Source organism: Pseudoalteromonas neustonica (genome assembly GCF_001653135.1).
GTDB lineage: Bacteria > Pseudomonadota > Gammaproteobacteria > Enterobacterales > Alteromonadaceae > Pseudoalteromonas > Pseudoalteromonas neustonica.
In genome coordinates this window covers 275,960-289,038 of the sequence record NZ_BDDS01000005.1, presented here as the reverse complement: position 1 = coordinate 289,038, position 13,079 = coordinate 275,960, and the positions used below count along the sequence as shown (strand labels likewise).

The 13,079-nt window shown below is 40.2% G+C and carries 12 protein-coding genes; all 12 read right to left on the bottom strand.

The window, feature by feature from the left end; all coding sequences use genetic code 11:
* Positions 1 to 23 precede the first annotated feature (23 nt).
* Positions 24 to 437 (bottom strand): MerR family transcriptional regulator, encoded by a 414-nt coding sequence (locus A7967_RS10055; RefSeq protein ID WP_008109656.1) that lies wholly within the window; start codon positions 435 to 437, stop codon positions 24 to 26.
* A gap of 305 nt (positions 438 to 742) precedes the next feature.
* Entirely contained in the window at positions 743 to 1,165 is a 423-nt protein-coding gene (locus A7967_RS10050) for a hypothetical protein (protein ID WP_036984768.1), read from the bottom strand.
* A 147-nt stretch (positions 1,166 to 1,312) separates the two neighbouring features.
* The gene (locus A7967_RS10045; protein WP_008109649.1) at positions 1,313 to 2,149 is read right to left on the bottom strand and encodes a formyltransferase family protein; all 837 of its coding nucleotides are present in this window, start codon (positions 2,147 to 2,149) and stop codon (positions 1,313 to 1,315) included.
* A gap of 2 nt (positions 2,150 to 2,151) precedes the next feature.
* Positions 2,152 to 2,847 (bottom strand): heparan-alpha-glucosaminide N-acetyltransferase, encoded by a 696-nt coding sequence (locus A7967_RS10040; protein WP_259413530.1) that lies wholly within the window; start codon positions 2,845 to 2,847, stop codon positions 2,152 to 2,154.
* Positions 2,838 to 3,713 (bottom strand): copper resistance protein B, encoded by an 876-nt coding sequence (locus tag A7967_RS10035; protein ID WP_008128029.1) that lies wholly within the window; start codon positions 3,711 to 3,713, stop codon positions 2,838 to 2,840. Before A7967_RS10035 ends, A7967_RS10040 begins: the two co-directional genes overlap by 10 nt.
* The gene (locus tag A7967_RS10030; RefSeq protein WP_064435666.1) at positions 3,710 to 5,584 is read right to left on the bottom strand and encodes a copper resistance system multicopper oxidase; all 1,875 of its coding nucleotides are present in this window, start codon (positions 5,582 to 5,584) and stop codon (positions 3,710 to 3,712) included. The genes A7967_RS10035 and A7967_RS10030 overlap by 4 nt, the downstream gene beginning before the upstream one ends.
* 27 nt (positions 5,585 to 5,611) lie before the next feature.
* Positions 5,612 to 6,082 carry a YybH family protein gene (locus A7967_RS10025; protein WP_064435665.1) on the bottom strand — a complete coding sequence of 157 codons (471 nt, stop codon included), beginning with the start codon at positions 6,080 to 6,082 and terminating at the stop codon, positions 5,612 to 5,614.
* A 15-nt stretch (positions 6,083 to 6,097) separates the two neighbouring features.
* Positions 6,098 to 6,985 (bottom strand): CopD family protein, encoded by an 888-nt coding sequence (locus A7967_RS10020; protein ID WP_024601999.1) that lies wholly within the window; start codon positions 6,983 to 6,985, stop codon positions 6,098 to 6,100.
* A gap of 19 nt (positions 6,986 to 7,004) precedes the next feature.
* Positions 7,005 to 7,352 carry a copper resistance CopC family protein gene (locus A7967_RS10015; RefSeq protein ID WP_064435664.1) on the bottom strand — a complete coding sequence of 116 codons (348 nt, stop codon included), beginning with the start codon at positions 7,350 to 7,352 and terminating at the stop codon, positions 7,005 to 7,007.
* A gap of 24 nt (positions 7,353 to 7,376) precedes the next feature.
* Positions 7,377 to 9,209 (bottom strand): 2Fe-2S iron-sulfur cluster-binding protein, encoded by a 1,833-nt coding sequence (locus tag A7967_RS10010; RefSeq protein WP_064435663.1) that lies wholly within the window; start codon positions 9,207 to 9,209, stop codon positions 7,377 to 7,379.
* Entirely contained in the window at positions 9,209 to 9,820 is a 612-nt protein-coding gene (locus A7967_RS10005; protein ID WP_244507097.1) for a PepSY domain-containing protein, read from the bottom strand. The genes A7967_RS10010 and A7967_RS10005 overlap by 1 nt, the downstream gene beginning before the upstream one ends.
* A gap of 88 nt (positions 9,821 to 9,908) precedes the next feature.
* Entirely contained in the window at positions 9,909 to 13,073 is a 3,165-nt protein-coding gene (locus A7967_RS10000) for an efflux RND transporter permease subunit (protein ID WP_064435661.1), read from the bottom strand.
* Between the last annotated feature and the right edge of the window lie 6 nt (positions 13,074 to 13,079).

The window sequence follows — 13,079 nt, the reverse complement described above, 5'->3', positions numbered from 1 at the left end:
GTTAGTAGCCACCCTTTTTCCTCCTATGTTTTTTTAATTTGCTCAAAGTTTTCGATGAGATGACAAACCATGTTTGCAGTCGGTGCTTTGTCTTCCATTTCTTCCCATCGAGAAAGCGCAGAAGACATTTTTCCTCGAAGTGCCAACATTGCTTGAAACTGTTTTTCTGTTTCTTCGAGCCGCTCTTTGATCAGGCTTCTGACTAATGGGCACGCACTTTTACCATCTTCAGATTCATTAATAATTTCCTTGATATCTACAACGGAAAAACCAAGGTTTCTGGCACTTAAAATGAATTTAAGTCTCGATACTTCTTTATTCGAGTATGACTTGTAGCCGTTCACTGACTTGGCAGGTTTTAACAGTCCCAATCGCGAGTAATAGCGCACCGTATCAGCAGTCGTTCCAAGGCTTTTTGCCAGCTCTGCAACTTTCATGTTCACTCCTTAGTTCTTCACCTAAGTTTGTAATCTCACCTACAGCTTAGACCTGTGTCTAAGACACAGGTCAAGTGATTATTCGTGATTAATAATGCAAAAGCTAAAAACTAATTTTTTGGTAAAAGAGAAATCTCGGTCAAAATCGACAGTATTAATTACTGTAAATGGCAATAACTTGAGCATTTTCATAGTGCCTTCAAAATATCGTACTAATCGTTCAAAACAATTGATTATTTAAATCAATGAATAAGTCATTCTATTTTTGATGGGAGTGGCGAAAAAAAGACGCACTGATCCTGTGATTAGCCAATAATTGGTGGACGATAAAGTAAGAGATGGATACCAGATTTTGGTAGGGGTGTACGCTGTAGAATTAGCTCAGAATGAATATTGCAAATACCTTCGTCTTGCGCTTGCACAAGATAGGCATTTAAATGAAAGCTTGTACAAAAACCGCCTTCACAACAAACACAATCACCAGCTTTACATTTTTCACAGTCTTCATCACCATGACGGTTTTTAGAATCTTGCGAATTTTCAGTGTGATAGTGACTATTGTCAATCATTGATTGATGATGCATATTTTTGCTTGGTTGTATAATATGCGTGTCGGATGAGCCATTATGATGCTCTTCACAATTCATTGGTTTAGCAATCGCAAAGCCATGCTGCGTAAGCAACACAGTTATTATTACTATTTTAAACCACCTGAAAAGTCCAAACATTATCATTCCTTCTTTAGCACCTACAATATTAGCCACTTTATAAAAATAATTTTATGATCTTGATCAACCTTTGAACTAAAACCTACGTTCTAACCTAGCCCTTAAAGTCTGCTTCAAAACATTTTATACACACTTTTAATATACGAATTACTCTAGTACTGCTGAGTTTACTAGCACCATAGAACTTTTAAAAACAACAGCAAAGCCACCATTCATAGCCACACTAATCAGCGCTTGGTCTTCAAAAATTATGCTGCCTAGCTTGTAGTCATGTTTGAAATCGGCCACCTCTAATTGGCTGACAATAAAAAGCTCTTCATAAATTGTTATTAAGATGCCAAAATGCCCATATTGACGTATTGCTTGCCTAAATTGTTGAGTATCATTGAGCCACGACATGATTCTCCTTTCTATACTAGGTTGCTTCCAATAAGTAGCTAATCGTTTTTGTTGTGGCGTAGCACTCTCATAGATAGTTTCGAGATCATTTAACAAGGTTTGCAGTAAAGATTCCGCAAGTAAGCTTGACTTCACCATTAAGGAGGAAATGGATTCATTTTGTCCTACTTCAAATTGTTCTTGGAGTAAGATATCTCCGCCATCAAGCATATATGTGATTTTGTGTATGCTTACACCTGCAAATTCTGGTAGATCCACAATGTAAGTTAATGGCGTAGGGCCTCTACCTTTAGGTAAAAGTGAGGGATGAATATTAAAGGCATATTTTATATCTGTTATGGGCAGTCTATATCCATAGTCAGCAACGACAAAAAGAGTTACTCCAGATTTTATATATTCATCAAGTTCTTCTTTAGTCGGTCTTAAAGAATGTGTCATTATCTTATGTATGCCACAAATTCGTTTAACGATACTTGCGTTTTCCTCTACATCATTAATATAAACAGCTTCAACACTAAAGCCTTGGTTAACCATAAATGTTAAACAGTTTGAAAAGAGATTATTTCCGAAATAGAGGACTTTCATATTCAATTGATCCATTCGATAGCGCTAAAGCCAGCAAAAAGCAAAGGTTGGTGAAGTAAATAAATCAGTAAAGAGTGTTGACTAAGCAATGTCAAATAAGGGTTTATCGCATGTTGATTGGCGGGAGCCAGACGAAAGATTCGGAAATTTGCAGCCCAGATACCGAGCAAGGGCAAAGCCAACCAAGGAAAAAGAGTAACCAAGTCACTAGGATGTTTTGAAATATATTGTTCAATATAGCTAAAAGGCCAATTCCACGGTATTTCTATCGCTATGTATGCGCTAAAAATAAATAAAGATAGCAGCAAAGCAAGTTTAGGTTTCCCCACCAACCAAACTAATAGAAGTGTTGCAACTGCTATGAAGTGTAAAATACCAAAGTAAATCCAATGTTCTGGCAAGGTAAATAGTGAGGATAAAGTCACTAGTAACGCAGCACTAGATATCTTAACCGTTCGCCAAGCTAATTTCTTCGCTGATATACCACCTTGATAGGAATAAACCAGACTGGCACCAACAGAAAACAAGAACAAACTTACAATTATTGCTCTTAGCTCTTTCCAGAAAAAGCCGTTAGGTATGTCTGTTCTAATATAACCAAAATAGTTTAAATCCCAGACAAAATGAAAAGCTACCATCAATATAATTGCGGTAGCTCTCATTAAATCAATGTAGTTATTTCTTCGTATTAAAACCAAAATCTTAAACCGGCAACAAACTCAGTATCGTTGCTGCTCTGCTCGTTTAGCTTGGCGTAATCTGCTGTGCTACCAAATTTATTAGTCCACTCTACACCTACATAAGGTGCAAATTGGCGAGTAAATTCATAACGAACCCTAACGCCAATAGCAGTACTAGATAGCCCACTGCCTAGCTCATTTTGTTCATCGTCTTTACCATAAAATGTTATTTCAGCACGAGGCTGTATAATGAGCCTTTGTGTTAAAAGCAGCTCATATTCAGCTTCTGCTGTAAATGCTGTATTGCCGCTCTCACCTACATACGCTGTCATATCAAGCTCAAACCAATAAGGTGCTAAGCCTTGAATACCAAACGCTAACCATTGACGGTTTTTGCCTTCTTTATAATAATCGTAGCGAATACCGACTTGCGTATCCCAATAAGCCGAAATTGCATGACCCCATAAAATATCAGTTTGATTTTCTTCAAGCTTGCCATAACTAACATCGCCCTCGGTTTTTATCACTAATCGATTAAAGGTGGTGCCGTACCAAGCTTGTAAATCGAAAACAGCAGCATCGGCTTGTTCGTTATACTCAAGGCGATCACCTAAAATAGCGTAAAACTTATACTCATCTGCAAGGGTTAAGCGCTCGCCATCTGCTAAAGCATATGGCCCTTGCGTTAAGGTTGTGCCATTAGCATAAGCGTGTGGATCGCGAGCATTTTTAGGGGCATCGCCGCCTTGCGGCTGCATTTTATCGCCCGCCATATCGCCAGACATGTCGCCCATTTCAGTTTGAGCAAACACATTCAGGCTCAATAACGGTGCGCTAATTAATAGTGCACTAGTAAGTACTGTTGATAAGGTTAAATTTCTCATGATACAACCACCTCTCTAAACATACCTGCATCCATATGAAACAGTAAATGACAATGCCAAGCCCAACGACCAACATCATGTGGCGTAGTTAAAAAGCTAATTCTTTGGGCGGGCTGTACCATTATGGTATGGCGGCGAACTAACACATCGCCTTGATCGTTCTCCAAGTCGCTCCACATACCATGTAAATGCATAGGGTGTGTCATCATGGTATCGTTTTGTAAAATAACTCGTACCCGCTGATTATGCTTCATATGCACAGGGGTACTTTTACCAAACTCTAAGCCATCAAAAGACCAGCTGTAGCGTTCCATGTTGCCGGTTAAATGCAGCTCAATTTCGGCTTCGGGTGCTTGGTGGTCAACTATGCCATCAAGAGAGCGTAAATCTGCAAGTGTTAAAACTCGACGGCCGTTATTGCGCAGCCCAACACCAGGATCGTCTAAGTTTGTGCGTGGCGTATCAACGCGCATATCAATTGAGGCGCCATATTCTGTTTTAGCGTGGCGAACTTTCTGACTTGGAACAGCCAGTGGGTTTTTACCCATATTATGCTTACTATGGTCCATTGCCATTGCACCGTGGTCCATTGTGCTATGATCCATTGCCATTGCACCGTGGTCCATTGTGCTATGATCCATTGCCCCCTGATCCATACTGGTTTTGTCCATGCTAGCGTGGCCCATAGCGCTGTGATCCATTCCAGGCATAGCAGAGTGATCCATATTGCCCATCATATCCCGCATTGCTAACCACTCAACTGGGTCAAGTGCAGGCACTGGCGCATCAATATTAGCAGCGACAGACAAAGTCCCTTTGGCATAACCTGAGCGGTCCATGCTTTGTGCAAAAATTGTGTATGCGTCATTTTTAGGCTCAACAAGTACATCATAAGTTTCACCTGGACCAAAGCGAAACTCATCTACGGTAACGGGTTCAACATTTTGTCCATCTGCTTGTACCACAGTTAATTTTAACTCTGGGATACGTACATCAAAAAAGGTGTTACTTGAGCCATTAATAAATCTTAAACGTACTTTTTCGCCCGCTTTAAACAGCCCACGCCAATTAGCCATTGGCGCAGTACCATTCATTAAATAGGTCATTGCCGAAGCCGATAAATCAGCTAAATCGGTTGGACTCATTCGCATCTGGTTCCACATTTCACGTCGTTGAAGTGCATTAGCAACGCCGCTTGTTGCTATGTCATCAAAAAACTCAGGTACAGTGGGCTGATTAAAGTTAAACACATCCCCCTGAATTTTTAATTTACGGAATAACTCCATAGGATCATCATCAGTCCAATCAGACAATAGGATGACATGCTCATTGTCAGCACTAATAATATCCTTTTCTCTTGGCTCAATAATTAACGCCCCATACATACCGGTCATTTCTTGAAAGCCACTGTGTGAGTGATACCAATAAGTACCGCTTTGTTGTAACTTAAATTTATAAACAAACGTTTCGCCAGGCATAATGCCTTTAAAGCTAATGCCCGGTACACCATCCATTTGATACGGAAGAATGATCCCATGCCAATGAATTGAACTCGGCACTGATAATTTATTAGTTACCCTGATAGTAACGTCATCACCTTCTCTGAGGCGCAAGGTAGGAGCTGGTATTGAGCCATTGATTGTTGTAGCCATTCTTACAACACCTGTGAAGTTTACGGGTGACTCATCTATCACTAAATCTATTACTTCTCCACTTAGTTCGGGCGCAGTACCTGTTGAAGTTCCAGCAATCAAAGATGAAGCTGCATGAAGAACACTTGGAAAAGCAGCTAATACACCGCCAGCAATTACACCTTGTACAAAGCGTCTACGTGGCGTAGAAACTTGATGTAATGGATTTTTAATTCTCATTTTGTACTCCGTTATTTAACCAATAAATTAATGTGACCAATGAATGTGCTTAATCTTCCATTCACCATTTTGCTTTTCGAGAACCATTGTTTCCATCCCTTGATAATCACGTTCTTCACCATTGTAAGTACCTTTAGTTTGACTACGCGAGGCAGAGATAGCTGTATTTCCAAGTATCGTCACTTGATGTTCAAGTGTGTCGCTCTTCATCGCTGCTAAATACTTCATATCCGACAACATATGATGATGAGCATATTCATCAGCGCTCCTTTCAACGCGGCCTCCCTCGAAAATGGTGACATCATCCGCTAACTGCGCTCTAGCCTGTTTTTGATTGCCAGTTTCAAGTGCTTGATGAAATGCCAAAACAACTTTTGCGGCAGGGGTATCTATACCTTTAAACAAACCTTTGTCTTTGTTCTTATCACCATGAGCGTTTGCTGCGAAACTAAACGTCATTAATAAAACGAGTAATATATTTATTGTTTTCATTTTCATTCTCTCTTTTAGGTTTTAATTTGCAGGGCCAACAACACTAGTAAGCCCAGCCGTTACAGATAAAATGGCAAAAGCTACTAGCATTTCTATCGAGATAGATTTAGATAAAGCCTCTCTGCCTTGACTATTTTTAAGTTGTGGAACGAGTATTAGTTTATGTTTAGCAGCAAGTGCCAAAATAGACACTACAAGGGCCAATTTAAACAACAGTGTTTGTCCGTAACTTGAGCTTATTAGTGCATCAAGACTTCCGACCAATTGAATCACGAGCCAGAGGCCTGCTACCAACAATAGGCTCACTGTAAAACTTGCTTGTTTGCCAAAGCTTTCCATCAGCAAATGAAGTTCTGCATAACTTAGCTGATGGCAAGCCTGTTTTAGTGGCAATAACGCCCCAAACCACCATGCCATAACGAGCACATGCAAAATAAGCAAGCCTTTTTCAATTGTGCCTAACTCAGAAATATGACCCAGTAACGTGAATGAGTATGCAAGGATTAATAAACTCAACATTAAAGCGCTTTGTTTTAAGTACGAGTTCACAGCGAGTTTGAACCTTAAAGCTAAAGCGATTATTGCGGTAACTAGCCCAAGCGCTCGAAGCAAAGCTCCAGTGCCGACAGAGGAGTCCCACATAATAGCCAACATATCAGCGTCTATCGCCCCCTGAATTCCCTCTTCTGCCATTGCACCAGTACTGGCAAAGAACCAAGTAATATTAGCGATCAAAGCCATAACTATATAAGTTCTTGTCCACGTTAAATTCGCTATTACAGCATTAGTATGAGATTCATTATTCTCAAATATTTGCCTGAAAAATGTATAACCAGCAATACAGGCAAAGCCGACGTAAAATACAATTTTTGACAGTACAATGACTGTATTCCAGATATACATTTCCATATCAATCACACCGCCTATTTTAGTGAACCATAAAGCCGAAGCTATGTTTCATTTTATGACCATCGTTACCTAAGAAGGTTACATCCACAGTATAGTTTGCAGGAGCTAATTTAGGTAGTTTCCATGTAAATTTGCTAGTAGCGACTTTAGAAGGCTCGAATCCAAATTTAAATTCTTCGCCTTGTTTATTGGCCAATGAAACTTTTACAACCCGTACCTCTTTGGTGAACACCAAAGTTAACTCTTCTGGAGGATTCATTAGCATTGCATTATCAGCAGGCACACTTTTTTCAAGATGCACATGCGCAAATACCGCACTACTAAAAACGACACTGATTACGGTTAAAAATTTAATTAATGTTTTCATATATACCTCTATTTATTTAATGGATTAACGACTAAATTTATCTTTGAAAATTTGATTACTTGGAATCCCAGCATCTGTAATTATTTTTTCCACTTCACTCATCATTGCTTCTGGACCGCACAAGTAAAACTCAGCCAAAAGCAGTTCTGATTTTTGGTTCATATACGGCAGAAGTACTTTTTGAACATAGCCTGAGTGCCCTTGCCATTCTTCTGAAGGATTAGAAAGAGTAGGAATATAAGAGAAGTTTTTATGCTTCTCACTCAGTGACTTCAATTCATTATGGTATAGCAAGTCATCTTCAGTTCGCGCACCATAGATAAGAGTCAAACCACTTTTATCTTTATGCTTTTTCAACTGTTCAAAAATAATAGACCTCAGTGGTGCAAGTCCTGAACCCGCACCAATAAACACGCGACTAACTTTTTTATTTGAAGTGGCATAAAAATCAGAAAAAGGGCCTTTTGCAGTTATCGTTTCACCTACTTGGAGTGAACCTAAATAACTTGAACCTATTCCTGCTTTAAAACCATTCTTTGCGGTCTGCCAACGGATATTAAACATTAACTCATCAGACTCCTCGTCAAAGTTAACTAATGAGTAGTGGCGAGTTACACCGTTATGAGAAAATTTTCCATGATAGTAGCTATCCCAGTATTTTTCATAGCACTCTGGCATATCATCTGGACGTAAGCTATTCATCCCTGCTGGCACATCAAATTGCATATATGCACCAGCTTTAAATGCCAACTGTTTGCCTGATTTCAGCTTAAATTTCACTTCCTTGATAAAAGGAGTAATGAAGTTAGTCGCAACCACAACTAGCTCATGATTTTCAATATTGAGATCCGTATTAACTTCAATTGAGCTAATTTCAGAGAATCTGTGCTGACATCCTAACCGATAGCCTTCCTTAAGCTGCTCATCTGATAAATGTTCCTGCTCAGAAAGTGTGATAGGTAATTGAGTTGAACTTAAGAACACGCATTTGCCACATGTACCGCCTCCACCACAACTTGACGGAAGGTAAACATGTGAACTAGCTAATCCTTCTAATACTGTTGAGTAACCAGTTGCTGAAATGTCAGTAATGGTATTTTCATTGGAAAAGGTCACAGCCACTTTTTGCTTGTTGCTACTCCAAACAGGCTTCAGAAAACCGTTTTGATATTGCTGTATCAGCCAAGTTACGCCAGTAACTGAAAGTAATAGCGTTGAAAAAGCAAATGCAATGATCAACCAATGGTTAAACCCTCCAGAGTTGCCATAGTCCATAAAGTGAAGCTTCATCATCAGATCTTTTAGCCTGAAATCATCATTGGCATGGCGAAGCACTTGGCCTGTAATACTATCTAAATAAATAGTTGTATTATTCTCATCCTCAACGACAACTTGCCACATAGGATTTTGTTGCCTTACGTGATCAGAAAATGGGGGCTGAGATAACACTGGTGTAGTTAGCTTGCCCTCACCTGAATAGGAGTTTTTTGCCAAAGTTAGTACTTGTTCTTCAGACAGGTTAAATGGCTTTCCTGTTAAAGCATCAAATAGCTTTGAGTGAAGTTCTTGGTAGCTATGCTGGCCCTTATCGAACACAAAATGATAGTAAGGCTGATGTAAAATCCATATAAGTTTTACTTCTTGAGGTGCTTCATTAGTAATGTCTTTAATAGGGATAAATCTAAAGTCTGTAATGTTACCTTCATGATGAGAATGAACTCTAAGCTCATTACCACTGGCTTTACTGTGATCCATCAAATTGAAGTAAAGACCCGTTCCCAACCAAATAAGCAGTTGTAAACCAACAAATAAAGAAAGCCATTTGTGTAACGTAGTATTCAACTTAAATAGTCGCATCAAATGACTCCCTTTTTATTTGGGGAAAGCACTCGATAATAAGTCAATACAGCGCCAGTAATTGCGCCCATTAGACCTAGAGTTGCGACCAAGAACAAAAACCAGTTAGATACATTTTCACCATCATCATAATCCATAATGTGGAAACGCCACATCCAATCAAACAACCTCCAGAAATCATGTCGCTTGGCAACAAGTGCGCCTGTTTGTTGACTGATATAAAATGTCGGAGTGGCGAATTGGTCAAACGTTACTCTCCAAACGGGTAAGTGTCTTGGAGATAACTCAGCAGGCATATCTGTGATTGATTGAATCAGCCTTATGCCGTTGATTTCATGATTCATTGCGTAATGGTATTGCGCGATTTCTTTAGCTTTGACTTCATCAACAGGTGGACGAACAGCCCCAGTTTTAGCGTCAATTGCTACTTTCCCCTGATCTCCATTAATAAAAGAATACAAGGGACGGCCCATGCTTTGAGTAAGCGTGACTTGGCTAGCTTCTGGGTAATCAGCAGCAAGTTCTGCAATGGAGTAATCCACTCTTGCTAAATCTATTTTGACTTCCTCACTCTTAGCTAAGGACTCGCCATGTATATAGTGAATATCCATAGTCACCATATACACGCCAGTTATAGACCAGAACAGAAGTTGTATTCCGACAAATGCCATAAGCCATTTGTGATACTTTCTAACTTTGCTAAGCATTATTATCTAGCTCCAAGTTAGACAGTCCTTTGTTAAAGGCATTTACTTCAGGCTTTTTAACGATTGAATAAATTGCTGGAAGCACAATTAGAGTTAGCAGTACAGCACTTGTCATGCCACCTACCATTGGTGCAGCAATACGACTCATTACCTCTGAGCCAGTTCCTGTACCATATAAAATAGGCATTAAGCCGATAATGATTGTGGCTACCGTCATCATTACTGGACGCACACGCAAACCAGCACCTTGCAATAATGCATCTTGGTAGGCATCATCTGAGATGGCTTCTGCTCGCTCCTCGGCTTTTTCCTTCAGCTCAGCAAGTGCTTGATTGAGATAAACCAGCATTATCACGCCAATCTCAACAGCAACACCAGCCAGCGCAATAAAGCCCACGCCAACAGCCACAGAGAAGTTAAATCCTTCTAGATACATCAACCATAAGCCACCAATCATTGCCATCGGCAAAGTCACGATGATGATAGCCACTTCGCTAAACGCTCTGAAGTTTAAGTAAAGTAGAATAACAATAATGGCGAGTGTTAAAGGCAATACATAGGTGAGCTTTTCTTTCGCTCTTTCCATATATTCGTATTGCCCAGCCCAAGTAATTGAATAACCGGCTGGTAGTTTTAGATTATTAGCCAAGTGTATTTTTGCACTTTCAACATAAGTACCTACGTCAACACCGTCTATATCGATAAACGTCCAGCCATTTAATCGAGCATTTTCACTCTTAATCCCCGGCGGACCATTTTCTACTCGGATATCTGCGACATCACCTAGTGCAATGCGTTGTCCATTTGGTGTTACAACTGGCAACCTTGCAAGCTGCTCTGGAGAATCACGATAATCCTGCGGATAACGTAAGTTAACAGGGTAACGCTCTTGACCTTCTACCGTTTGGGTAACGTTCATACCACCAATAGCTGTAGAAACCACTTGTTGAACATCTTCGATATTTAACCCAAAGCGACTTGCCTTATCGCGTGAAATATCAACCTTGATATATCGTCCACCTGCAACTCGCTCAGAGTAAACTGATGCTGTGCCTGTAACTTCGGGTAAAATTTGCTCTATTTGTTGGCCGATTTCCTGAATCACATCAAGCTCTGGTCCGGCGACTTTAATACCCACAGGAGTTTTTATGCCTGTAGCTAACATGTCGATTCGGGTCTTGATTGGCATAACCCAAGCATTTGTTAAGCCCGGAAACTTAACCAATTTATCAAACTCAGCTTTTAACGATTCAGTAGTCACACCTTCTCGCCACTGTTCTTGTGGCTTCAACTGAATAAAGGTTTCAATCATGGTTAAAGGTGCAGGATCGGTTGCAGTTTCAGCTCTTCCTACTTTACCAAATACAGTTTCAACTTCTGGCACAGTGCGAATAAGCTTGTCTGTTTGCTGCAATAACTCCCTTGCTTTACCAATTGAAATACCGGGATAGGTAGTAGGCATATACATGAGATCGCCTTCATCCAATGGCGGAATGAATTCACTACCAATTTTATCTACAGGCCAAAAGCCAACGATAGTCACTAATATTGCTGCTACTATTGTCGATTTTGGAAACTTCATCACTTGCTTTAAAACAGGCATGTAGATAGCAATCAATAATCGGTTTAACGGGTTTTTCTTTTCAGAAACAACTTTGCCTCGAATAAAGTAGCCCATCAAAACAGGCACCAATGTGATCGCCAAGCCTGCTGATGCAGCCATTGCATAGGTTTTAGTATAGGCAAGCGGTGAAAACATTCTGCCTTCCTGCGCTTCCAAGATAAAAACGGGTAAGAATGAGACTGTAATGATCAGCAAGCTAAAAAATAAAGCAGGACCTACTTCACTCGCAGCCTTAGCTACTATTTGCCAACGGTTTTCATCTGTTAGCGGTGTTTTTTCCATATGCTTATGCATATTTTCAATCATCACTATTGCGCCATCAGTCATCGCACCGATCGCAATAGCGATACCACCTAAAGACATAATGTTGGCATTGATGCCTTGCATATACATGATGATGAACGACACCAATATACCTAATGGCAGAGTGACAACAGCTACAATTGATGATCGAAGATGAAATAGGAAAGCAACACAGACAATAGCAACGACTGCAAGCTCCTCTAGCAACTTGCTCCAAAGGTTATCAACAGCACGATCTATTAACTTCGATCTGTCATAAACAGGGACAATCTCCACCCCCTCTGGTAGAGAAGATTTAAGCGATTCAAGTTTTTCTTTTACACCGTTTATGGTTTGTTGGGCATTCTCACCAAAACGCATAACGACAACACCACCAACAACTTCGCCTTCACCATTAAGCTCTGCTATACCACGGCGCATTTGAGGCCCTAAATTAACGGTAGCAACATCACCAATACGCAATGGCGTGCCTTGTTCGTTAATACCAAGTGGAATTTTCTCTATGTCTCCAACTGATTGAATATATCCCGTAGCAGTAACCATGTATTCAGCTTCCGCCATTTCCACAACAGATGCGCCAGTTTCTTTATTGCCTCGTTTAAGTGCCATTTGGATATGACTTAACGGCACGTTATAAGCTCTTAACTTATCTGGATCGACTTGTACCTGATATTGCTTAACCATACCGCCAACGGCGGAAACCTCAGACACGCCCGGAACAGTTTGTAGTTCATACTTTAAAAACCAATCTTGAATACTTCTTAATTGGCTTAGGTCATGGTTTCCAGACTTATCTGTTAAAGCATAAATGTATACCCAGCCCACACCTGTTGCATCAGGTCCTAATTGAGGCTTTGCTGAATCAGGCAGGCTTGATGCTACTTGGCTTAAGTATTCAAGTACTCTGCTTCTAGCCCAATACAAATCAGTATCATCATCAAAAATGATATAGACGTAGGAATCACCAAAAAATGAGTAACCACGAACAGTTTGCGCTCCCGGTACTGACAACATCGCTGTAGTAAGGGGAAACGTCACTTGATCTTGCACTACTTGTGGTGCCTGTCCCGGATAGCTCGTCTTAATTATCACCTGCACATCAGAAAGATCTGGGAGTGCATCTACTGGCGTTTTTTGTAATGAGTACAAACCACCAAACGCGACAATTAAGGTAATCAACAAAACAAAGAAGCGATTGCCGATAGACCATCTAATAATTGATTCAATCATTATTTT

What these genes read in the sequence shown, in the direction of transcription:
- A7967_RS10055 (WP_008109656.1), bottom strand. Translation starts at nt 437, where the DNA reads ATGAAAGTTGCAGAGCTGGCAAAAAGCCTTGGAACGACTGCTGATACG.
- A7967_RS10050 (WP_036984768.1), bottom strand. Translation starts at nt 1,165, where the DNA reads ATGTTTGGACTTTTCAGGTGGTTTAAAATAGTAATAATAACTGTGTTG.
- A7967_RS10045 (WP_008109649.1), bottom strand. Translation starts at nt 2,149, where the DNA reads ATGAAAGTCCTCTATTTCGGAAATAATCTCTTTTCAAACTGTTTAACA.
- A7967_RS10035 (WP_008128029.1), bottom strand. Translation starts at nt 3,713, where the DNA reads ATGAGAAATTTAACCTTATCAACAGTACTTACTAGTGCACTATTAATT.
- A7967_RS10030 (WP_064435666.1), bottom strand. Translation starts at nt 5,584, where the DNA reads ATGAGAATTAAAAATCCATTACATCAAGTTTCTACGCCACGTAGACGC.
- A7967_RS10025 (WP_064435665.1), bottom strand. Translation starts at nt 6,082, where the DNA reads ATGAAAATGAAAACAATAAATATATTACTCGTTTTATTAATGACGTTT.
- A7967_RS10020 (WP_024601999.1), bottom strand. Translation starts at nt 6,985, where the DNA reads ATGGAAATGTATATCTGGAATACAGTCATTGTACTGTCAAAAATTGTA.
- A7967_RS10015 (WP_064435664.1), bottom strand. Translation starts at nt 7,352, where the DNA reads ATGAAAACATTAATTAAATTTTTAACCGTAATCAGTGTCGTTTTTAGT.
- A7967_RS10010 (WP_064435663.1), bottom strand. Translation starts at nt 9,209, where the DNA reads ATGCGACTATTTAAGTTGAATACTACGTTACACAAATGGCTTTCTTTA.
- A7967_RS10005 (WP_244507097.1), bottom strand. Translation starts at nt 9,820, where the DNA reads ATGGATATTCACTATATACATGGCGAGTCCTTAGCTAAGAGTGAGGAA.
- A7967_RS10000 (WP_064435661.1), bottom strand. Translation starts at nt 13,073, where the DNA reads ATGATTGAATCAATTATTAGATGGTCTATCGGCAATCGCTTCTTTGTT.